Here is a 22422-nt window from a genome sequence, read left to right on the forward strand (position 1 = left end):
ATTCCAAATTCCAATTTCAGAAATTCAAGAAACGCATAATAAGGGCGTAGCCGCCGGCCACGCCCCGAAAAAGAATTTGTTACGAAATGTTTATCCGGCGGCCAGGCGACCCAGACCCGGGTCGTCGCTGAAAAAGCCGTCCAGTCCCGTCTCGATATAACGCCGCATTTCCGCCACGGAACCGGCTTCGTTGCGCGCGTTTTCACCGTTGCCATCGCGGAAATCGGCCGCCAGGAAACGGTTTTCCGGACGGAAGGTCCACGTGTGCAGCAGCAGGCCCGCCTGGTGCGCATCGTCGACGATGGACGTGGCTTGTGCCAGGCGCTGGTCGGCGCCCAGCGGGATGACGCCCCGCGTGGGCGGCGCCACCACGTCCGCGTAGCCGGCGATCTCGCGCAGGCCGGCCGGCGTCGTCATTTGCCCGAATGTCAATTTTCCGCCGGCCTTGGCCACGTCCATCGGACGGATATCGCCGCCCACCACCAGCTGCATCAGGCGCACGTTGGCGCGCCGTCCCAGCTTCTCGCGCAAGTACTTCAGATTGGCCACTTCGAAGGACTGGATCTCGATCGGCGCGCGGCGCGTGTACTCGTGCGCCAGCATGGTCGAGAGGAAACGGTCTTCCAGTGCCAGGCCCGCATCGCGGAAGTAGGTGGAACTTTTCAGCTCCGGCACGAGGCCGATGACGCGGCCGCTGGCGGCAGATTGCGCTGCAACAAAATCGATGATTTCTTCCCAGGTCGGGATCTGGAATTGTCCATCGTACAAGGTGTTACCAGTGCGCACTTTCGGCAGCCGTTCGATGGCGCGCAGGGTCTTCAGTTCGGCCAAGGTGAAATCATCGACGAACCAGCCCTCGTGCCATTCGCCGTCGACCAGCTTCTTGCCGCGCCGGCTGGCGAACTCGGGACGGCGCGCCACGTCGGTGGTGTCGATCAGGTTGCTTTCATGGCGCGCCACGAGGATGCCGTCGCGCGTGGCCACCAGGTCCGGCTCGACGTAGTCGGCGCCGTCGAGGATGGCCTTGGCGTACGAGGCCAGCGTGTGTTCGGGGCGCAGGGCGCTGGCGCCGCGGTGGGCGAAGACCAGCGGCCGCGCCGGCGGAGTGGCCAGCAGGCCGGCGGCAAAGCCGGGCGCGCTGGCCAGTGCCAGGCCGCCGACGGCCGCCTGCACGAAGCGGCGGCGCGAGAAATGCCGTTGCGGCAAGACAGGGGCGAGATGCGGCGCGCGCATCAGAAGTCCGCCGTCAAGGTCAGGAAACCCTGGCGCGGCGCGATGGGGAAGGTGTTGTAGGTCTTGTCGGCCGCGCCCACCACCACGTTCAGCGAGCCTTCGCGGTTGGCCAGGTTGCTGACGTTGACGCGCCAGCGCGGGTTCTTCAGCCAGCCGGCCATGGCCGGCAGCTTGCCCGACATGCCCAGGCCCATCAGGAAATAGCTGGGCACGGACAAATCGTTCGTGTACGTCGCATAGCGCTTGCCCACATAGTCTCCCGTCAGCTGCACTTCGATATCGCCAAACGTGGCCGAGGCAACGAATTTGTTCAGCCACTCGGGCGAGCCCGGCACGTTTTTGCCAGCCGTCAAGACCAGCGCGGCGCCATTGCTGTAATTGTCCGCGTACTGCGAACGGTTGTACGACAGGGCATTGTAGAAGGAAAAATTGTTGCCGAAGTGCACAGTACCGGCGATGTCGATGCCGTCCGTGCGCACGCTGCCCACGTTGGCCAGCACGGGGTTGCCGCCAATGATGGAGGAAATCACGGGCGTCGGGCTGATCTGCAGCAAGCGGTTGCTGAAATCGACGTGGTACACATTGACTTGTCCATCGATGGCCGTGATGGCGCCCAGGTTCATGGGGTGGCTGCCGCGCACGCCCACTTCATAGGTGAGGGCCGTTTCCGGCTTGGCGTCGCGCTTGAACAGGTCGAAGGCGGCCTGGTTCGACAAGCTCCACGGCGACGCGCCGCCGCCGCCGTAGGTGACGAACTGGCGCATGTTTTTCTGGATATTGAAGTACAGCTGGTCTTGCGGCGTGAAGTCCCAGCGCGCGCCCACTTGCGGCAGGAACCATTTTTTTGTCGCGATGGAGCCGACGGGCAGGGCCGTCGAACCGCCGGCAATGGCGCCCTTGGCCGGCTGCACGGGGAACTGGCCATCGGCAAACTGCAGGCTGGACTTGAAGCCGGCCTGCAGCGCGATATCGGGGCGGATGCGCCATTCATCCTGCAAGTGCAGCTGCACCACCTTGTTGTCGATCTCGCTGCCGTACTGCGTGATCAAAGGATTGCTGGGGCGGTCGTACGGCGAGGTCGGGTGGTTGACGTCCAGCGCATACCAGCGGCGGTAGGCGGACGAGCGGTTCTGTTCCAGCCACAGGCCCGCTTCGAGCTGGTGGTTGCCGATTTCCTTGCGCAGCGTGGAAATGAAGCCGCCGCGCTTGATGTCGTATTCCGTCGTGCGCACGGCGTAGCCCGAGTTGCCGAAGACTTCCTTCAGGTTCTGCTTCGGGTAGTAGACGCTGAACAGGCCCGGCAAGCCGGCCACGCCGATGGGGCCGGCCACCACGCCGGCACCGTCATCCTTGTGGTAATACACCTGGTTCGACCAGGTCGTGCCCTCCGACAGGTTGGCGTCGAACTTGGCGTAGGCCAGGTAATCGGTGCGCTGCGCATCGCTGTAGTAGTTGCGGTAATTGTTGCCATCGGCGGCAGGCGTGGCGCCCGTCGGCGACAGGTAATTGAGGGCCGCCTTGAAGTCGGGATACAGGAAGGGGCGCGTGTATGGCGCGCTCGTCTCGCCCTTCACGTGCACGGTGCTGTCCTCGTTCGGCTCGATCTTGTCCGAGTAATTGAAGAACAGGGTCAGCTTGCCCGCCTCGCTGCGGTTGACGTATTTGGCGTTGAACTGGTCGCCGCCCTGGCGCGCATCGAAGTCCCAGGCGCGCGCTTCATGGTGCAGGATGGAAAAATAGGCGCTGCTGCCGTCGCCAAAGGCACCCGTGTCGTAGCGGGCAAACGTGCGCGAGGTGCGGTGGCTGCCCACGGTTTGCTGCACGCTGGCGCCCTGCGCGGCCAGCGGGTCGCTGGAATAGGTTTCGATGGTGCCGCCCAGGTTGCTGGTCGAGGCCGTGGCCAGGTCGCCGGCGCCCGAGGACAGCACGACGCTGCGCACGTTTTCGCTGATCACGGCGCGTTGCGGCGACAGGCCGTTGTAGTTGCCGTACTGCTGGTCGCCCAGCGGTACGCCATCCATGGTGTAGCCCAGTTGCTGGCCGGAAAAGCCGTGCACGAACAGCGACAGGTTTTGCTCGTTGTTGCCCCATGGATCGGCCGTCTGGAAGCTGACGCCGGGCAGGGTTTGCAGGGCTTTCAGGGGATTCGTGCCGGGCAGGATTTTCTGGATTTCATTCTTGCTCAGGGCGACGGAAGAACGCGTCTTGCGCGAGGAAATCTCCACGGTGGCCATAGGCGCATTGTCGTCGGCAGCCGGGGCAGCAGCAGCCATGTCGGTGGCGGCCGAGGCCACGGCGGCGGCCACGGCCGTTTGCGCCAGCGCCGGCAAGGAGAGGCCCGCGGCGCAGGCGCCCAGCAAAACGTGGAAGGAATGGCGGCGCAGGGCCAGCGTCAAGTGGGTATTCATCATCAGCCTGTGGAAAGTATTGGAAGTAATACAAGCTGCGCAGCGTAACGGCGGCGCGTGACGGGCTGATGACGAACTGATGACGGGACGATGACAGCAGAAACAATTGCGCCGCCTCAGGGGCGGCGCGGCAGGTTCATTGCGAAAGTGTAATGATCAGTTGATGCTGGCGGCGGGCGGGATGAGAACCTCGGCCGGCGCATCCGTGACGAACAGCTGCGCGCAATCGACCTTGTCGAACTCATAGTGCTGGCCGCAGAAATCGCAGTTCACACCCACTTGGCCCACTTCTTCCAGCGTGCTGTTGACTTCTTCCTCGCCCAGCATCTTGAGCATATTGCCGACTTTTTCGCGCGTGCAGCTGCAATGGAAGCTCGGGTGCAGGGGATCGAAGACGCGGATGGTTTCTTCCCAGAACAAGCGCTGCATCAGGGTGTCGATGTCGGTCGAGAGAATTTCCGCCTCTTTCAGGGTCGAGGCCAGCATCACGGCACGGTTCCACGTGTCGAGCGCGTCTTCTTCCGAGACGGGCGTCGCTTCGGCCTTGCCGCCATGGTGGGGCAGCTTTTGCAGCAGCAGGCCGCGCGAGACGCTGTCGTCCGTGGCCAGCCACAGGCGCGTGTCGAGCTGTTCCGAGCGCAACATGTAGTTTTCGATCACGGTCGCCATGTCGTCGCCGTCCAGCGGCACGATGCCCTGGTACGGCTGCTGGCCCGGCACCTTGTCGGCCGGGTCCAGGGTGATGATGAAGCGGCCCTTGCCCGTGGCGTTGAGCAATTGCGGCACGGTGGCGACATCGGCGATGACGGCGTCCGGGTCCAGCTTGGCCGTGGCGCGCAAGCGCAGGTCCGAATCGCACTCGACCACCATCAGGCGCACGGGACCGTCGCCATGGATCTGCATGATGATGGAGCCGTTGAATTTCAGATTGGCCGACAGCAGGGCGGCGGCGGCCACCATTTCGCCCAGCACTTTTTTCACGGCCGTCGGGTAGGCGTGGCGCGACACCACTTCCTGCCAGGTGCCGGACACGTCGATGAACTGGCCGCGCACGGCGGCGTTGTCGAAAATAAACTTTTGCAGGGTGTCCTGGCCGGTGGGGATAGCGCTGACGGCGCCCGTGGTTTCAGTCGTCATTCTTTTATCCAATCTTCTTGAGTTGCGTATTAAATAGCTGGCCGCGTTGCACATAGTTCACGGCGTTGCCTTGTAGTCTGGTGATATCGTCTGCCGTCAGGGGCCGCACGGCTTTCGCCGGTGAGCCGATGATCAGCATATTGTCGGGAAATTCCTTGCCTTCCGTGACCAGGGCGCCCGCGCCGACCAGGCATCCCTTGCCGATCTTCGCGCCGTTCAGGATCACGGCCTGAATGCCGATCAGGGCGCCATCGCCAATCGTGCATCCATGCAACATTGCCTGGTGGCCGATGGTCACGTTCGACCCGATGTCGAGCGGGTAACCGGGGTCCGTGTGCAGCACGGCGCCTTCCTGCACATTGCTGTTGGCGCCCACGGTGATGCGTTCATTGTCGCCGCGGATGGTGGCGCCGAACCATACGGAGGTATTCGCTTCCAGCGTCACCTTGCCGATCACGTTGGCCGTGTCGGCGACAAAAGCGGAAGCATCAATCTGCGGCGCATCGGCGCCCAATTGGTAGAGTGTCATCGTTAGCCCGTGGCGGTGTGGAAGCGCCGGGCATGGCCGGACGCTGGAATGTACGCTATTTTACGCTGTTGCGAGGCAAGTCTTCACGGTCGCGCCCTGGCCGCGCCCAAGCCGTCGCCGACGCGGCTCCGCCGATCCGCTATAATTATCGAACGGTCGTACTTTTATGCGTACAATATCTACAGACACACCATGTGGCGCCATCCGCGCTACTTTCAAGGCAGGCATCCGATGAAACCCATGAAACTTTCCCGTTCCGAATTCATCAACATCCGCGGCGCGCGCACGCATGTGCGCCACTGGGGCCGCGAAGGCGCGCCCATTCTCTTCATGGTGCATGGCTGGATGGACGTGGCCGCCTCATTCCAGTTCGTCGTCGACGAGCTGGCGGGCGACTGGCACGTGATCGCGCCCGACTGGCGCGGCTTCGGCCTCAGCGACTACACGCAGTCCGATACCTACTGGTTCCCCGATTACCTGGCCGACCTGGACGCCATGCTGCTCCATTATTCGCCGGACGCGCCCGTCAAGCTGCTGGGCCACAGCATGGGCGCCAATGTGGCCGGCCTGTACGCGGGCGTGCGGCCCGAGCGCATCAGCCGTTTCATCAACCTGGAAGGCTTCGGCATGATGGCGACGAAGCCGGAGCAGGCGCCGGGACGCTACGCCAAGTGGCTCGACGAATTGCGCGAGCCGCCCGTGATGCGCAGCTATCCGACGCAGAAGGCCGTGGCCGAGCGCCTGCAAAAGACCAATCCGCGCCTGCCGGACGCGCGCGCCGCCTTCCTGGCCGAACACTGGTCGGCGCAGAACGAGGCGGGCGAGTGGGATATTCTCGGCGACCCGCTGCACAAGCGCGTCAATCCCATCCTGTACCAGGTGGAAGAGGTGATGGCGTGCTGGCGCCGCATCACGGCGCCCGTGCTGTGGGTGGAGGCCGACGACACCAATATGTGGCAATGGATGGGCCCCAAGGAGGAGGCGCGCATCGAAATCGACCGTCGTTTGGCCTGTATCAAGGATGTGCGCTGTGAAATGCTCAACGATGCGGGCCACATGCTGCATCATGACCAGCCGGCCGCCCTGGCGCGCCTGGTGGAGGCGTTCCTGGCCTGATGTGGCGGGAACGCTGCTTCTGCTTTTGACAAGCAGCGTACAATGAAAACTTCTTTCATGTTGAGCCCGTGCAGGGTATTGTTTTCGTATGCTTAAAGTCGACCTGCATTGTCATTCGAATATCTCCGACGGCGTGCTGGCGCCCGCCGCCGTGGCCGCGCACGCACGCAAGGCCGGCGTCGATGTGTGGGCGCTGACCGACCACGATGAAGTGTCCGGCATCGCCGCCGCGCGCACGGCCGCGCTGGACCTGGGCATGCGCTTCGTGGCCGGCGTGGAAATTTCCATCACCTGGGCCGGCGAAACCGTGCATATCGTCGGCTTGCAGGTCGATGAAAACAATCGGGCCCTCGTGCAGGGCTTGCACCAGACGCGCTCGGGGCGCGATGCGCGCGGCCGCGAGATCGCCCGCCAGCTGGACCTGGCCGGCATTCCCGACGCCTACGAGGGCGCGCTGAAATTCGTCGGCAACCCGGACCTGATGTCGCGCACGCACTTTGCCCGCTACATCGTGGAAACGGGGAAATGCGCGAATATCCCCGACGTGTTCAAGAAATACCTGTCGGAAGGCAAGCCCGGTTATGTCGAGCACCGCTGGGCCACCCTGGCCGAAGCGGTGGGCTGGATACGCGGCGCGGGCGGCGTGGCCGTCATCGCCCATCCGGGCCGCTACCGTTTCAGCTACATGGCGCAAGGCGTGCTGTTCGATGAATTCAAGCAACTGGGCGGCGTGGCCATCGAAGTCGTCACGGGCAGCCACAGTCCGGACCAGTATCCGGAATACGCGCGCCTGGCCAACGATTACGGCTTCCTCGCCTCGCGCGGCACGGACTTCCATGCGCCGGGCGAGTCGCGCGTGGACTTTGCCATGCTGCCGCCGTTGCCTGCCAATGTCACGCCCATCTGGCACGACTGGTTTTAGTTTGCAGCCAGGCAAATCTTCTGTGCGGCGCGCCCTGCGGCCGGCGATGCTCACTGTGCTGTAGCACAGCTGCGCTGCTCGGCCACAAAGCACTGCCGCTCGCGAGATGTTCCCGGCTGCCGATGCGCCGGCGTGCGGCCAGAGCTGCTTGAAATCTGCGCTGGCGCACATATCTTTTTGTTATTCTTGTTATATATAGTCACCTGGAGCCATCGCCCATGAAACGTATCGTCCTTTTTATTGCTACCAACCTGGCCGTGATGCTGGTGCTGTCGCTCGTCCTCAGCTTGTTGGGCGTGGGCAATCCGGCGCGCGGCAGTACCCTGAACCTGGGCAGCCTGCTCGTGTTTTCGCTGGTGGTCGGTTTCACGGGGTCGATCTTTTCCTTGCTGATCAGCAAACCGATGGCCAAGTGGAGCACGGGTGCGCGCGTCATCGACAACCCCGCTTCGTCGACCGAGTTGTGGCTGGTCAATACCGTGCGCGCCCTGTCCGAGCGGGCCGGCATCGGCATGCCGGAAGTGGCCGTCTACGAGGGCGACGCGAATGCGTTCGCCACGGGCGCGTTCAAGAATTCGGCGCTGGTGGCCGTCTCGACCGGTTTGCTGCAAAGCATGAACCGCGATGAAGTCGAAGCCGTACTGGGCCATGAAATCGCCCACGTGGCCAATGGCGACATGGTGACCCTGACCCTGATCCAGGGCGTGGTGAACACCTTTGTCGTCTTCATGGCGCGCGTGGTGGGCTTCTTTGTCGATAACGTCTTGCTGAAAAATAATAACCGCGAAGGCGGCGGGCGCGGCATCGGCTATTTCGTCACCGTCATGGTGTGCGAAGTGATCTTCGGCTTGCTCGCTTCCATCATCGTGGCCTGGTTCTCGCGCCAGCGCGAATTCCGCGCCGACGCCGGCTCGGCCAAATTGCTGGGCAGCCCGACGCCGATGATGCATGCGCTGGCCCGCCTCGGCGGCGTGCCGCCGGGCGAGCTGCCGCAATCGATGCAGGCGCTGGGCATCAGCGGCGGCAATGGCGGCTGGGGCGCGCTGTTCGCCACCCATCCGCCGATCGAGCAACGCATCGCCGCCCTGCGCGGCGTGCAATAATGATAACTTATGCCAATAATGAAGAACGCTTAAACCATGAGTCAATTTTTTCAGATTCACCCTGACAATCCGCAGTTGCGCCTGATCAAGCAGGCGGCGCAGATCATCCAGTCGGGCGGCGTGGTGGCCTTGCCTACCGATTCCTGCTACGCGCTGGTGTGCCAGCTCGACGACAAGGGCGCCGTCGAGCGCCTGCGCCGCATCCGTGGCGTGGATGAAAAGCATCACCTGACCTTGCTGTGCCGCGACTTGAGCGAGCTGGGCGTGTACGCCAGGGTCGACAACCGCCAGTTCCGCCTGCTCAAGGCGGCCACGCCGGGCGCCTACACGTTTATCCTCGAGGCGACCAAGGAAGTGCCGCGCCGCCTCAGCCATCCGTCGCGCAAGACCATCGGCCTGCGCGTGCCGCAGCACCGCATCGTGCAATGCCTGCTGGAAGAGCTGGGCCAGCCCCTGCTGGGTGCCACGTTGACCCTGCCCGGCGACGAGGAAAGCCTGACGGATGCCGACACCATCCGCGAGCGCCTGGAAAAGCTGGTCGACCTGATCATCGATGGCGGCGTCTGCGCGCATGGTCCCAGCACGGTGATCGACTTGACGGGGCCCGAGCCGGAAGTGGTGCGCGTGGGCCGTGGCGACCCGGCCGTGCTGGGTTTGTAGGCGGCTGCAGCGGGCGCTGTCTTTACAACGCCTGGCCGACCCGCAGCGAGCGGCAGCGGGTGGCGGCCAGGAAGCGTCGCCGTGCCTTCGAACAGGGGGCATCGCGGGCCGCAAATCGCGTCGCGCAGCAGGTTTTGACAGATGTTCTTAATGACAACATAAGAAAGGGGCCGGGACGCCTCTGGTAGAATCGCGGTCATGAGCGATTTCAATACGATAGTCCAGACCGTTGCGGTGTACCTGGTGCCGGTGCTGTTTGCCATTTCCCTGCATGAGGCCGCGCACGGCTATGCCGCCCGTTATTTCGGCGATCCCACGGCGTCGAACGAGGGCCGGCTGAGCCTCAATCCGATCCGGCATATCGATCCTTTCGGCACGATCTTGCTGCCGCTGATACTGTATTTCACGATCCAGGTGCCGTTCGGCTATGCCAAGCCGGTGCCCGTCGATTTCAGCCGCCTGCGCAATCCGAAGAAGCAGATGGCCTGGGTGGCGTTTGCCGGTCCCGGTGCGAACTTCGTCATGGGCCTTGCCTGGATGATCGCCTTCGTCGTGCTCAGCGTCTTGCCGCCGACGGAACTGGGCATGTTTTTCCGCAAGATGGCTGGCGCCGGCGTCAGCGTCAATGCGGCCATGTTTGTCTTTAACCTGATTCCCGTGCCGCCGCTCGACGGCGGGCGCATCGTCACCGGCTTGCTGCCGATGCAGCTGGCGCGTCCTTACGCCAGCATCGAGCGCTATGGCCTGTATGTGTTCGGCGCGCTGGTATTGCTGATGTACACGGGTATCCTGAACCGCGCCCTGCTGGCGGCGATCGAGTTTGTCATCGGCATTTTCCTCATGCTGGTGACCCCGCTTACCGCACTCTTGAGCTGATGCGCCGCTGCAGCGGCAGGCCACACGGGCACAACGTAACAAAATCTGATGGAAGTACCGATGCAAGTAACTGAACAAGTAGTTGATATGGAAGCGATTTCCGGCTGGGTGCGCCGTTGGGCCCCTCTGATTCCCGGTGGCGAAGTGCTGGACCTGGCTTGCGGCAGCGGCCGCCATGCGCGCCACCTGGTCAGCCTGGGCCACCCGGTGATCGCGCTCGACCACGATCCGGAAATGCTGGAAAAGGCAGCCGGCACGGGCATCACCACCTCGCTGGTGGACCTGGAGGCGCCGGGCGCCGCGTGGCCGTTCGCGGCGGACCGCTTTGCCGGCATCGTCGTCACCAATTATTTGCACCGGCCCTTGCTCGACGCGATGATCGCCAGCCTGGCGCCCGATGGCGTGCTGGTGTACGAAACGTTCGCCGAAGGCAATGAGCAGTTCGGCAAGCCGTCGAATCCGAAATTCCTCCTGAAGGAAGGCGAGATGCTGGCCTGGGCGCTCGAGCACGGCCTGCGCGTGGTCGCCTATGAAGATGGGCGCGTGGAACAGCCAAAAGCTGCTCTGGTGCAACGAATTTGTGCCGTTCGGCCAGATTTTCCACGGTTGGCAGCCCTGCTGCCGACGTTTTGAGCGGCGTTTCTAAGTCAGAATGCACCACAGGCGCGGGCTATCCGCTACAATCGTTGTTTTATTTATCGGCGCTATAAACTTACTATGATCAAGGGCAGCATTGTAGCAATCGTCACCCCGATGCACGCGGACGGCAGTCTGGACTTTCCAGGTCTGCGCAAGCTGATCGACTGGCATATCGCCGAGGGTACGGACGGCATCGTCATCGTTGGCACCACGGGCGAATCGGCAACAGTGAGCGTGGAAGAGCACTGCGAACTGATCCAGTTGACCGTCGAGCACGCCAAGGGACGCATTCCTATCATCGCCGGCGCCGGTGGCAATTCCACGGCCGAGGCCATCAAGCTGACGCGCTATGCGAAAGAAGCGGGCGCAGATGCTGTTCTGCAAGTAGTGCCGTACTACAACCGTCCTACCCAGGAAGGCATGTACCAGCACTTCAAGGCCATCGCCGAAGCCGTCGACATTCCCGTCATCCTGTACAACGTGCCGGGCCGCACCGTTGCCGACATGAGCAACGAGACCATCGTGCGCCTGTCCGCCATCCCGAATATCGTCGGCGTGAAAGATGCGACCGGCAATATCGGCCGCGGCATCGACCTGCTGCGTTTGGTGCCGGCCGACTTCGCCGTGTATTCGGGCGATGATCCGACGGCCATGGCGCTGATGTTCTGCGGCGGCCACGGCAATATCTCCGTCACGGCCAACGTCGCGCCGCGCGCCATGCACGAGCTGTGCGTTGCCGCCATGGCGGGCGAGCGTGCCACGGCCATTGCCATCAATAACAAAGTTTTCCCCCTGCACCAGAAATTGTTTGTCGAGCCCAACCCGGTGCCCGTCAAATGGGCGCTGGCCGAAATGGGCATGATGCCGGCCGGCATACGTTTGCCGCTGGTGCCGCTGGCTGATAATTGTCATGCCACCGTGCGCGATGCCTTGCGTGACGCTGGCGTCCTGTCTTAAGCCCGGACTTCAAGCCCGGACTCGTATAGTCCGGACCTTCCCTGATTCAGCTGCTACTTAGCTTCTTATCCAGTAACGACATGACTAATTGCAAGAAAACCCAATCGGCGCCTGCCACCTTCGCCGTCCGCGGCATCGTCATCGGCGCCATCGCAGCCAGCCTCGCGGGCTGCGGCATGATCAGTTCGGTGGTCGGCGGCGACAAAGTCGACTACAAGTCGGTCAAGAAGGCCGGCACCCTGGACGTGCCGCCTGACCTGACGCAATTGCAGCAGGACAACCGCTATTCCTTGCCGGATTCGAAAAATGGCGTTGCCACGGCATCCGGCTACAACGCGCAGCGCAGCGCAGCGGCAGGCACGCCTGTCGTCGTGGGCGCCGATGGCGTGGTGGGCGTTGTGCCGGTGACGGCGGGCGGCGTCAAGGTCGAGCGCGCGGGCAACCAGCGCTGGCTGGTGGTCAAGCAGTCGCCTGAAGTGCTGTGGCCGCAGCTGAAGCAGTTCTGGGAAGATTCCGGCTTCACGGTCGCCATCGACCAGCCGACGGCTGGCATCATGGAAACCGAGTGGAACGAGAACCGCGCCAAGGTGCCGCAAGACTTTATCCGCAGCACCATCGGCAAGGCTTTCGATTCGCTGTACTCGACTGGTGAAAAAGACAAGTTCCGCACCCGCGTGGAACGCCTGGCCGATGGCTCGACCGAGATCTACATCAGCCACCGTGGCGTGGAAGAGGTCGTCACGGGCCGCGACAAGGAAACCACCACCTGGACCGCGCGTCCCAACGATCCGGGCCTGGAAGCGCAATTCCTCGCCAAGCTGATGACGCGCCTGGGCGCGGCCAGCGACGACGCGCAGGCGAAGACGGCTGTCGACGCCGCCATCGTGCAGCCGCAGCACGCCAAGCTGGTCGGCGACGCCGCCACGCCAACGCGCGCCATCGAAGTCGATGAAGGGTTCGACCGCGCCTGGCGCCGTGTCGGCCTGGCGCTGGACCGCGTCGGCTTCACGGTGGAAGACCGCGACCGCACGCAAGGCACGTATTTCGTGCGTTACGTCGATCCGGATGCGGTCAAGAAAGATGGTTTCTTCTCGAAACTGTTCAGCTGGGGCTCGTCGTCCGACAAGGACAAGGAAGCGCAGCGCTACCGCGTCCTGGTCAAGGCCGGCAATGGTTCGACCAGCCTGGTCAGCATCCTCAGCAACGAAGGCCAGCCGGCTACATTGCCAGTAGCCGAGAAGATCCTGGGCTTGCTGAACGATCAGTTGAAATAAGCCGTCCCTTGGCGGCAGGGCGTAAAACCTGCCGCATATTAAAAAGGCCGATCCGGGGAACCGGGCCGGCCTTTTTTAATATGCGGCTTCGTCCGTGGTTTTATCCTGCGGATAAAATCGCGGACGTAAAAAAGCCGGCCCGAAGGCCGGCTTTCTCTAGTGCAGGGTGCTAAATTACTTAGCAGCCGATGCAGCAGCCGAAGCAGCCGAAGCAGCGTCGGTAGCGGCCGAAGCGGCAGCCGAAGCAGCAGCAGCAGCGTCGGTAGCGGCCGAAGCAGCAGCGTCAGCAGCAGCAGCTGGAGCAGCTTCAACTGCTGGTGCTGGTGCTGGGGTTTCAACTACTGGTGCTGGTGCAGGAGCTTCTTCTTTTTTGCTGCAAGCAGCCAGAGCAACAACCATCAGGGAGGCGATCAGCAGGGATTTTTTCATTTGTTTTCCTTAATTATTTCAAAAAATAAATCAACATTGTTGCGATGAATAATTACCGGTAATTATCGCTCGTTAGGTCGTCTTCGAAGGCTTTTCGTACCAGGTGGTGCCTGCCAGACAACGGAAACTTCCTAACCGAATATTATAGCGATTTTTGGTGCGTCGCAATAGGAGCAAGAGGCAAATTCGCAACTATTTTGTGATATCGCAATAATTGCCACGGCAAATTGCAAGCAAGTGTAAGTGTTTTGCGAAAGCGCGACAAAACGATATAAAAATAATATGTTTTATTGCGCTAGCGCAGAAGCCGTTATCCCTGCTGCGGTAATACCACTTTTCCTATGCTGCACGCATTCAGGCCAGTTCGATCCAGCCATCCTGATACCAGGTATATAAGGCTTCCATCACATCGTCGGAAGCCTGGGCCACGGCGGCGCCGTCGAGGGCGCGGTCGTTGGCCAGGGTTTCCAGTGTCGCTTTGTCGGCCTTGCCAATGGCAAACGACTCGCCATTGATGAAGACATTCTTGCCACGATACAGCATTAGCGTCTTGCGCGACAACACGACACCCTTCTTCTGTGCGGCGTCCGCGAAGCGGCCCACCGTCAGGGGCTTCGACAGTGGCGTGAAAAACACATTGTGCTTCGGTTCGGACAGGTGTTCGCCCAGGAAGATGGTGACGTCCTCTTCCGTGAAGCGCACCTTGTTCATTTCTTCCGTGATGGTGGCGAGCATTTCGCGGGGAATCTCGGCCGGCTTGGCCGAGGCTTTCAGTTCCGGGTCGCTATAGATGCCCGGCAAGTCGATGGAATCGGCCATGAATTGCAGGAAGGCTTCGCCCAGTTCCTGGAACGATGGCGAACGGAAGCCGATCGAGTAGGTCTGGCAGTCGCCGATGGCGACGCCGTCGTGCGCGTAGTGGGGCGGCAGATACAGCATGTCGCCCGGTTCCAGCGTGAATTCTTCGTCGGGCGTGAAATTGCTGAGAATTTTCAGCGGCAAGCCGTCGATCAGGCTCAGGTCCTTCTGGGCGCCGATGCGCCAGTGGCGCTTGCCCTGGCCTTGCAGCAGGAACACGTCGTAGGAATCGAAGTGCGGGCCCACGCCGCCGCCGTCGGTGGCGAAGCTGACCATCAGGTCGTCCAGGCGCGCATCCGGCAGGAAACGGAACTGGCGCAGCAGGGCGTCGGCCTTGGCGCTGTGCAGGTTGGCGCCCTGCACCAGCAGGGTCCATTCCTTCTGTTTCAGCGAGGGCAGGCTGGTCAACGGACCTTGCTGCATGTTCCAGTGGCCGTCGGCATGGCTGACGAGGCGCGATTCGACGTGGTCCAGGGTGGCCAGCTCGGCCAGGGCCTTGAAATCGAACAGGGCCTTGAAGCCAGGCACGGCCTGACGGATCAGCAGGGGTTTTTTATGCCAGTAGTCGCGCAGGAATTGCGCTGGCGTGATATCGCCGAGGAGAGTTAATTTTTTCATGCGCCCATTATAACAACCGGAAATGCAGGAATGCGCCTGCCGTTGGCGGCGTAAAGGTATAATTTGCCAGCTTATACAATGAAAGGAAGCATAATGAAGATTGCCAAGAATACGGTCGTGACTGTCAACTACAAACTGTCAGACGCGCAAGACAATCTGATCGAAGACGGTCGCCAGCCTATGGTCTACCTGCATGGTGATTATGAAAACACCCTGCCGAAGATCGAAGAAGAGCTCGACGGCAAGGAAGTCGGCTATTCCAACACGATCCAGATCGAACCGGATGATGCTTTCGGTGAATACGATCCAGCCCTGGTCAAGGTAGAGCCGCGCAATCGCCTGCCTGAGCCGCTGGAAGTGGGCATGCAGTTCGAAGGCATGCCGGAAAGCGATTCGCCGGACGAAGAAGCGATGATCTTCACGGTCACCGATATCGCCGACGACAAAGTCGTGCTCGATGGTAACCATCCACTGGCCGGCATCGCGCTGCGCTTCTCGCTGACCGTCGCTGACGTACGCGAAGCCACCGACGAAGAAATCGCCCATGGCCACGTGCATGGCGCACACGGCCATGATCATGGCGACGAAGATGATGAAGGCGAAGACGGCGATCACTTCCGCACTCACCCAATCCACTAACACCTGACCAGACCTGCTGCGCGGCGCGCTTTGCGGCCGGCGATGCTCACCGTACTCCAGTACGGTTGCGCTTCCCGGCCGCGCCGCGCAGCTGCTCGCGACGGTTTTGTCGGGCGTCGTGGCGTTTGCTGGTCGTGACGCCTGTTGTTGGATAGATAAAGGCTGGCTGCGTGCCGGCCTTTATCTTATCGGCGCAGCGTCGATGCCCTGGCGCGTGCCTGGGCCGATGGCCTGACGGCACGTTGACGCACCTCAAAGAAGGGCGTCTTGCCGGGCCGTACGGCGATGGCGGCCCAGTCGTTGTCGATGCTGACGTGGCCCAGGTTGCCTTTCCAGCTGATTTTCGGCCCGCCGGCCCTGGCGGCGGCTTTCCTGGCCTTGCCTTCCTTGTTGTCCGCTTCGCCTTCCGTCCGTGTATCGACCAGCAAGACCTTGCCGCTGAATTTTTTCGCCAGGGTGCGGATCTGCTTGCGCGGGCTGGCAAAGCCATCCTGCTTCGAACTAAAGCTGGGCAGCAGCGAATTGTCGTCTTCATCGAGCACGCCCACGTCGCCGTCCGAGAACAGGACGATGCCGTCCAGTTGCTTGCGCTGCGCCATGGCGAACAGCCGTTGCAGCCACGAGCGGTTGGCCACCAGGCGGTCCTCGAACTCGCTGTTGCGTCCTGCTTCCGGCAAGAAATGGTTGTTATTCGCCGGCAGGTTCACGGTGGCAAACAGCACGCCGCCGTACTCCCAGTGGGCATTTTCCGCATAGCTGCGGAACTTCGCCGTCGATGACAGCCGCGACAGGGTCAGCTTGCGCTGGCCCAGGCTCTGGTCGTCGGCAAAATACACGTCGCGCAAGCGGTTCAGGCGCTCGATGGCGTTGATGCGGCCGCGCGAATTGCGGCAGTTGGCCCAGTCGCTGGCCGACAGCGAGACGATCAGCGGCGGTCCGCTGGCGTCGAGCAAGTCCTTGCGCTGGCCATACAGCTTGTCGCTGCACGATTCGCTGGCCGCCTTGATGCCCGTCGCCACGACGAAGGAGGCATTGAAGGTGCTCGTGTCGGCGATGGCTTTTTTCAGGGGGCCATCGTCCGGCCCCGCCTTGAAGGAGTGACCCAGCACGGCAAATTCGAAGCCGGCCTGGTCGCCCGGGGCGGCAAGCGCCATCTGCCCCTGCAGGCAGGCGGCCAGCAGGCCGGCCGCCAACAGGGGCAGGCGAACGATGCTGCGCCGCAGGATGGTCATGCGGCAGCCAGCCGTTTCAACTGATACAGCTGCTCCAGCGCATCGCGCGGCGTGAGCGCATCCGGATCGAGGTCGGCGATGGCGTCGAGCAAGGCTTGCTGCGCCGCGTTCAGTGCCGCCAGCGGCGCCGCCTCTTCTTCCTCTTCCTGCGCATACGGATCGGCTGACGGCAGGGCGAACAGGTCGCGCTGCGGCGTGGCGTCGAGCGCCTGCGCTTCCAGGCGCGCCAGGTGCTTGCGCGCGGCCTTGATCACGGGTTGCGGCACGCCGGCCAGCTGCGCCACCTGCAAGCCGTAGCTTTGCGATGCCGGTCCTGCCTGCACGGCGTGCAGGAAGACGATGCTGTCCTTGTGCTCGACGGCGGACAGATGCACGTTGGCGGCGCTCGGGTGACTGTCCGGCAGTTGCGTCAGCTCAAAGTAATGCGTGGCAAACAGGGTGAAACTGCGGCTGGTGTCGATCAAATGGCGCGCGATGGCCCACGCCAGGGCCAGGCCGTCGAAGGTCGAGGTGCCGCGGCCCACTTCATCCATCAGCACCAGCGAGTGTTCGGTGGCGCCGTTCAGGATGGCGGCCGATTCCGTCATTTCCACCATGAAGGTCGAGCGTCCGCCCGCCAGGTCGTCGGTGGCGCCGATACGCGTGAAGATGCGGTCGATGGGGCCGATGGTGGCGGAAGCGGCCGGCACATAGCTGCCCACGTAGGCCAGCAGCGTGATCAGGGCCACCTGGCGCATGAAGGTCGATTTACCGCCCATGTTCGGACCGGTAATCAGCAGCAAACGGCGCTCGTTGACGAAGCGGCAGTCGTTGGCGATGAAGCGTTCGATCTGCTTTTCCACCACCGGGTGGCGGCCTTCGACGATGTTGATGCACGGTTCGTCGACCAGTTGCGGCGCGGCCCAGTTGTGCTGCTGCGCGTGCTCCGTCAGCGCATTCAGGGTGTCGAGCTGGGCCAGGCCCTGTGCAATCGTCTGCAAAGTCCCGATGTGCGGCGCCAGCTCGGCCAGCAGCAGGTCGTACAGCAGCTTTTCGCGCACCAGGGCCTTGTCCTGCGCCGACAGGGCCTTGTCTTCGAACACTTTCAGTTCGGGCGTGATGTAGCGCTCGGCGTTCTTCAGGGTCTGGCGGCGGCGGTAGTCGTCCGGCACCTTGTCCGTCTGGCCGTGCGTGACTTCGATGTAGAAGCCGTGCACCTTGTTGTATTCGACGCGCAGGTTGGCGATGCCCGTGCGCGCGCGTTCGCGCGTTTCCAGGTCGAGCAGGAACTGGCCCGCGTTTTCCGACAGCGCGCGCAGTTCGTCGAGCTCGGCATCGAAACCGGTGGCGAAGACGCCGCCGTCGCGCACCATGGCCGCCGGTTCCTGCGCCACGGCGCGCACCAGCAAGTCCAGGCAGGCGGCAGGCGTCGCCAGCGCCGCGTGGATGGCGGCCAGCAAGCCGGTTTCGCCGCCCTGGCCAGGGCCATAGCAGCGGACCACGTCGCCGCGCAGGGCCGGCAGTTGCAGCAAGCCGTCGCGCAGGGCGGCCAGGTCGCGCGGACGCGCCGACAGCAGCGCGATGCGCGTGGTGATGCGTTCGATATCGGGCACTTGCGCCAGGGTGGCGGCCAATGGCCCCGCCGCTTCGCTCTGTGCCAGCGCGGCGATCGCTTCATGGCGCGCGCGCGCCACGTTCTGGTCGCGCCGTGCGTGGTGCAGCCAGTGGCGCAGCATGCGCGAACCCATGGCCGTGCGGCAATGGTCGAGCAGGGAAAACAAGGTGGGCGATTCCTGGCCGCGGATGGTTTCCGTCAATTCCAGGTTGCGTCGCGTGGCCGCGTCCAGGCCGATGAATTCGCTTTCCGTTTCCGTCGTCAGCGAGCGCACGTGCTGCAAGCCGCGTCCCTGCGTCGATTGCGCATAGCGCAGCAGGGCGCCGGCCGCGCCAAACGCGGCGCCGAGGCCATCGGCGCCAAAACCGGTGAGTGTCGCCACGCCCAGCTGGTCGAGCAGGGCCTTGTGGCCGCCCACCATGTCGAAATGCCAGTCCGGCACGCGGTTGATGTGCGTGCCCGCGTAGTCGTCGAACAGGTTGCCATTGTCGCCGCTCAGGATTTCCGCCGGCACGATGCGCTCGAGCTCCTGCTGCAATCGCACGGCCACGGTGGCGCTGTCACCGGAAAACTCCATCAGTTTCAGGGCGCCGCTGGCCAGCGACAGCCAGGCCAGGCCCGTCGTCACCGTCTTGCGCTGCGTGATGCTGCACATGGCCAGCAGCGGGCGCTCGGCCTTTTCCGGCAGCAAGTCCGCATCCGTCAGGGTGCCGGGCGTGACCACGCGCATGACCTTGCGCTCGACGGGACCCTTGCTGGTGGCCGGATCGCCGATCTGTTCGCAAATGGCCACCGACTCGCCCAGCTTGACCAGCTTGGCCAGGTAGCCGTCGAGCGAATGGAACGGCACGCCGCACATCTTGATGGGATTGCCGCTGGCCACGCCGCGCGCCGTCAGGGTAATGCCCAGCAGGCGCGAAGCTTTTTCCGCATCTTCGAAAAACAGCTCGTAGAAATCCCCCATGCGGTAGAAAACCAGCATCGTCGGATGGTTTTCCTTGATGCCCAGATATTGTTGCATCATGGGCGTGAGCTTTTCAGCCGTATTTTTCTTTGCCGCGGCGGCGTTGATTTCTTTTGGGACGGTGGTCATGTGTTCTTTGTCGTTGGTCCGGCGGCAGGGAAACGCATGCCTGCCGGGCTGTGGGTGGTGCTGTGCGCGCTCAAGTCCGGGCCCGTGGGCGAGGCTTGAGTCCAAGGCCGTCATTTTACCGCTTTCGGCCGCGGGGGCGACGTATTGCGTGCGGATGTGAAAAAGCCGCGCCGACAGAGGTCGGTGCGGCCTGGAAACTGCAGTTGATCCGGCCGGGGCAAGCTGCCCGCCGGCGAGCGCAGCGATTACATCTCGACGGAGCCGCCCACCGATGCTTCCGGGTCAAAACTGAAGACGCGCAATTCCGGCAAGTCCTGTTCGCCACGAATGATGCGCACGGTCAGTACGAACGAGAGTTCCCAGCGGCCCTTGCTCTGACCGACGTCCAGGTTGTGTTTCCATTCCTGGCGGATGCGGCGCAGGTCGGGCAGGGCAGGGTCTGGCGGCAGCAAGTGGGATTCGAAATCCAGCGGCACCTGATAGGTGGCGCCGACCGCCTGCAGGAAGGGCGACGGCAGCGAGTAGCGGGTGGGGACATCGGGTCCGATCTGGGTCAGCTGGGGCACGCTGATGAGGCAGCAATCGACGATCTGGAAGCTGGTAAAGCCACTCGCCTTGGTGCCGCAGCAATTGACTTCCAGGTAGACGTGCTGGCCTTGCTGGAAGTGCACGCCGCCCATGTACGGGCCGTGGCGCGGGTCGGCGCTGCCGTCGCAGGAAGTAAACGCATAGTCGAGTTGGTTGGTGATTTGGTCTGCATCGAAGTGGACAGATAACTTCATCCAGGGTTTTTCATACGTCATGTTTTCTGATTTCTTTCCATGTCAATAAGGAGCTTTTGGTAGCGAGCATCTCGCCGTAATGTCAACAGATCGGGTGCGGATTCGATCAGGTTGAGGGGGTAGCCGCGCTCTATCGCCTGGCTCAAGGCCGCCAGCGCTTCGTTGCGCCTGCCTATCAGCTCATAGGTCAGCGCTGCCCTGAAATGGATGTCTGGCAAGGTGTGCGCCAGCAGGACGGCTTGCGCCACGTGCTTGAGCGCATCGTCTTGCGAGCCCGCATAGGCCGAGTAGAGTGCCAGCCGCGAATTGATTTTCGGATCGTCCGGAGAGCGCTGCAGAATGACTTTGATCAGGGCGATTGCACGACGGTAGGAGTCGCGCGATAGTTCGACCTGGCCGGGAACCCAGCGCTGAGAGTCGCCCAGGTTGGCCCAGAGCAGGTAGTTGCCCGGATTGCCTTTGTTTTCCGAGACGGCATTTTTGAATGCCTGCATGGCTCCCAGATAGTCGCCCCGGTTAAACAAGGCATTGCCCAGGTTGGTATACAGTTCCCAGTCGGGATGCACCTGCAACCCTTGCTGCAGCACTTGCAGGGCTTCCTCACTGCGGTTCAGGCGCTCCAGGGTGGCGCTCAGCTGTGCGTACGCATTGGCCACGTGCGTGTCGAGCTGTATGGCTTGCCGAAACAGTCTTTCAGCTTCCGCGTAGTTGCCCTTGTTGTAATTAATCCTGCCCAGCATCGAAATGAAAGGACGGTCGTGCGGATAGCGCGCGATGGCCCTGTCCAGCAATTCGCGCGCCAGGTCGAACTGTTGTGCATGGGCGAGCAGGCGAGCCTTGCCGTACATGCCCAGCCGATTGTTCGGTTCCAGGTTCAATGCCGCCGTGATTTCCTGCAAGGCTTGCGGCTGCTTGCCCTGATGTTCGAGGACCCAGGCTTGCGCCACATGGGCCAGCGCCAGTTGATCGTCGGCCGCCAGCGCCTGCTTCGCGGCGATATCCGCGCGTTGCAGCCAGGTTTCATCGCGGCCGCTACCGATATAGCGCAAGGTGTAGGCCAGCGACAGGCCGGCATTCGCAGCGGCATGCTCCGGATTGTGCTTGAGGATGGTGCTGAAATGCCCGATCGCCTGCTTCTGCGCACTTTCCTGGTCAAAGGCGCGCATGGCCTCCATCCCGGCCGCCATGCTGGCCATTTCCGAATACGGCGCGGGCGCTTTCTCTCCCGTGATGAACGACTTGATGGCGGGAATTGCCTTGGGCAGCTGCCACCCCGCCAGCACGGCCAGCAGCGCCACGCCGGCGCCCCACTGCACGGTGCGCTTGCGCGGCACGGGCAGGTGGATGGCGATGGTGGACGGCGCATCCTCCTGTGCCGGTGCGGCCTCGGACTCAGGCACGGACACGGACGCGGGCGCGGCAGGCGCAGCCAGTTCGCCGCGCTGCGCGCCGATGGCTTCGCGTACGTCGCGCATGGTGCGTGGGCGTTCGGCCGGGTCGTGCGCCGTCATCGCGCGCGCGAGGGCGTCGATGGCGGGCGGCACCGTATCCGGCAGCGCGGGCCACGGCGCCGTCGCCTGCATGTGGGCGGCGGCCAGGGCCAGGCCGTTCAGGTGCGCAAAGTGGCGCTGGCCGGCCAGCATTTCGTACAGCATGGCGCCCAGCGCATATACGTCGCCGCGCGTGTCGGGCAGGCGGCCCATCAGGCGCTCGGGCGCCATGTAGGCGATGGTGCCCTGCAAGTCGCACAGGGTGGTCGTTTGCGTGGCTTGCGGATCGATGTGGCGCGCCAGGCCAAAGTCGAGGATGCGCACCTTGCCATCGGCCTCGAGCATCAGGTTCGACGGTTTCAGGTCGCCATGCACGAGATCCATGGCATGCGCCTCGTCCATCGCGTCGGCGATCTGGTAGGCGATGTCGAGCGCCGCTGCCAGGCTGGCTGTGCCGCCATGCATGAACTGGCCCAGGGTCTGGCCTTCGACCAGCTCCATGACGATGGACTGGCCCGTGCCCTGGCCCTCGATGGCGAAGATGCGCACGAAGGCCGCATGCTTGAGCGAGGCGGCCAGGCGCGCTTCATTGATCAGTTTTTGCGGATGCAGCACATCGGCTTGCGGCTTCAGGCGCTTCAGGGCCACGCTGCGGCACAGCTTGCTATCCCAGGCTTCGAATACATGGCCAAAACCACCTTCGCCCAGCAAGCGGCGCACTTCGTAGTGCTCGCTGATATTGTCGTCTTGCAGCAGGGGCTGACGCAGGGAGTCGAGCAGTTCCATATACCTTGGCGTGAGAATGCGGCGTCGCGGCATTCAGCATCGCTGGG

At 62.9% G+C, this 22422-nt stretch carries 19 protein-coding genes; 9 read left to right on the forward strand and 10 right to left on the reverse strand.

Translation table 11 applies throughout. The annotated features are described in order from the left end of the window. Positions 1–90 precede the first annotated feature (90 nt). The 4 genes from O0880_RS05255 to O0880_RS05270 form a co-directional block, all read right to left on the reverse strand. The gene (locus O0880_RS05255; protein ID WP_289885451.1) at positions 91–1233 is read right to left on the reverse strand and encodes a glycerophosphodiester phosphodiesterase; all 1143 of its coding nucleotides are present in this window, start codon (positions 1231–1233) and stop codon (positions 91–93) included. Further along, the gene (locus O0880_RS05260; RefSeq protein ID WP_289885452.1) at positions 1233–3644 is read right to left on the reverse strand and encodes a TonB-dependent receptor; all 2412 of its coding nucleotides are present in this window, start codon (positions 3642–3644) and stop codon (positions 1233–1235) included. The genes O0880_RS05255 and O0880_RS05260 overlap by 1 nt, the downstream gene beginning before the upstream one ends. 153 nt (positions 3645–3797) lie before the next feature. Further along, the gene (gene hslO, locus O0880_RS05265) at positions 3798–4778 is read right to left on the reverse strand and encodes an Hsp33 family molecular chaperone HslO (RefSeq protein WP_071322481.1); all 981 of its coding nucleotides are present in this window, start codon (positions 4776–4778) and stop codon (positions 3798–3800) included. A 4-nt stretch (positions 4779–4782) separates the two neighbouring features. Continuing rightward, the gene (locus tag O0880_RS05270) at positions 4783–5307 is read right to left on the reverse strand and encodes a gamma carbonic anhydrase family protein (RefSeq protein ID WP_289885453.1); all 525 of its coding nucleotides are present in this window, start codon (positions 5305–5307) and stop codon (positions 4783–4785) included. 240 nt (positions 5308–5547) lie between these two features. Between O0880_RS05270 and O0880_RS05275 the strand changes: the two genes are divergently transcribed. The 8 genes from O0880_RS05275 (at position 5548) to bamC (ending at position 12854) form a co-directional block, all read left to right on the forward strand. After that, positions 5548–6423, forward strand: a complete 876-nt coding sequence (locus tag O0880_RS05275; protein ID WP_289885456.1) for an alpha/beta hydrolase — start codon at positions 5548–5550, stop codon at positions 6421–6423. Positions 6424–6511: 88 nt separating this feature from the next. Beyond that, positions 6512–7345: a 3',5'-nucleoside bisphosphate phosphatase gene (locus O0880_RS05280; protein WP_071322484.1), complete on the forward strand. Its 834-nt coding sequence runs from the start codon at positions 6512–6514 to the stop codon at positions 7343–7345. Positions 7346–7563: 218 nt separating this feature from the next. Then, entirely contained in the window at positions 7564–8448 is an 885-nt protein-coding gene (gene htpX, locus O0880_RS05285; protein WP_289885459.1) for a protease HtpX, read from the forward strand. A 36-nt stretch (positions 8449–8484) separates the two neighbouring features. Beyond that, complete coding sequence (locus O0880_RS05290; RefSeq protein ID WP_046685844.1) at positions 8485–9108, forward strand: L-threonylcarbamoyladenylate synthase; 624 nt, start codon at positions 8485–8487, stop codon at positions 9106–9108. Between the two features lie 198 nt (positions 9109–9306). Beyond that, on the forward strand, positions 9307–9984 hold the full coding sequence (locus O0880_RS05295; RefSeq protein ID WP_289885462.1) for a site-2 protease family protein: 678 nt from the start codon (positions 9307–9309) through the stop codon (positions 9982–9984). Positions 9985–10044: 60 nt separating this feature from the next. Beyond that, positions 10045–10617 carry a class I SAM-dependent methyltransferase gene (locus tag O0880_RS05300; RefSeq protein WP_289885463.1) on the forward strand — a complete coding sequence of 191 codons (573 nt, stop codon included), beginning with the start codon at positions 10045–10047 and terminating at the stop codon, positions 10615–10617. Between the two features lie 84 nt (positions 10618–10701). Then, positions 10702–11580, forward strand: a complete 879-nt coding sequence (gene dapA, locus O0880_RS05305) for a 4-hydroxy-tetrahydrodipicolinate synthase (protein ID WP_071322487.1) — start codon at positions 10702–10704, stop codon at positions 11578–11580. An 80-nt stretch (positions 11581–11660) separates the two neighbouring features. Beyond that, positions 11661–12854 (forward strand): outer membrane protein assembly factor BamC, encoded by a 1194-nt coding sequence (gene bamC, locus O0880_RS05310; protein WP_289885464.1) that lies wholly within the window; start codon positions 11661–11663, stop codon positions 12852–12854. Positions 12855–13028: 174 nt separating this feature from the next. Here bamC and O0880_RS05315 read toward each other — a convergent pair whose 3' ends face one another. Together O0880_RS05315 and O0880_RS05320 are read right to left on the reverse strand one after the other, a co-directional pair. Further along, positions 13029–13283, reverse strand: coding sequence for a hypothetical protein (locus tag O0880_RS05315; RefSeq protein ID WP_034783358.1), 255 nt, complete (start codon positions 13281–13283; stop codon positions 13029–13031). Positions 13284–13637: 354 nt separating this feature from the next. Beyond that, positions 13638–14759, reverse strand: a complete 1122-nt coding sequence (locus O0880_RS05320; RefSeq protein WP_289885468.1) for a cupin domain-containing protein — start codon at positions 14757–14759, stop codon at positions 13638–13640. Positions 14760–14852: 93 nt separating this feature from the next. Between O0880_RS05320 and O0880_RS05325 the strand changes: the two genes are divergently transcribed. Next, positions 14853–15398, forward strand: coding sequence for a peptidylprolyl isomerase (locus O0880_RS05325; protein ID WP_071322490.1), 546 nt, complete (start codon positions 14853–14855; stop codon positions 15396–15398). A gap of 185 nt (positions 15399–15583) precedes the next feature. Here O0880_RS05325 and O0880_RS05330 read toward each other — a convergent pair whose 3' ends face one another. The 4 genes from O0880_RS05330 to O0880_RS05345 all read right to left on the reverse strand — a co-directional run bounded on the left by O0880_RS05330 (position 15584) and on the right by O0880_RS05345 (position 22375). Beyond that, positions 15584–16630, reverse strand: coding sequence for a hypothetical protein (locus O0880_RS05330; protein WP_289885470.1), 1047 nt, complete (start codon positions 16628–16630; stop codon positions 15584–15586). Then, positions 16627–19317: a DNA mismatch repair protein MutS gene (gene mutS, locus O0880_RS05335; protein WP_289885471.1), complete on the reverse strand. Its 2691-nt coding sequence runs from the start codon at positions 19315–19317 to the stop codon at positions 16627–16629. Before mutS ends, O0880_RS05330 begins: the two co-directional genes overlap by 4 nt. A 245-nt stretch (positions 19318–19562) precedes the next feature. Then, on the reverse strand, positions 19563–20099 hold the full coding sequence (locus O0880_RS05340) for a hypothetical protein (RefSeq protein ID WP_156894696.1): 537 nt from the start codon (positions 20097–20099) through the stop codon (positions 19563–19565). A 17-nt stretch (positions 20100–20116) separates the two neighbouring features. Next, the gene (locus O0880_RS05345) at positions 20117–22375 is read right to left on the reverse strand and encodes a serine/threonine-protein kinase (protein ID WP_289885474.1); all 2259 of its coding nucleotides are present in this window, start codon (positions 22373–22375) and stop codon (positions 20117–20119) included. Positions 22376–22422 lie beyond the last annotated feature (47 nt).

The organism is Janthinobacterium sp. SUN118 (assembly GCF_030397695.1).
Classification (GTDB): domain Bacteria; phylum Pseudomonadota; class Gammaproteobacteria; order Burkholderiales; family Burkholderiaceae_D; genus Janthinobacterium.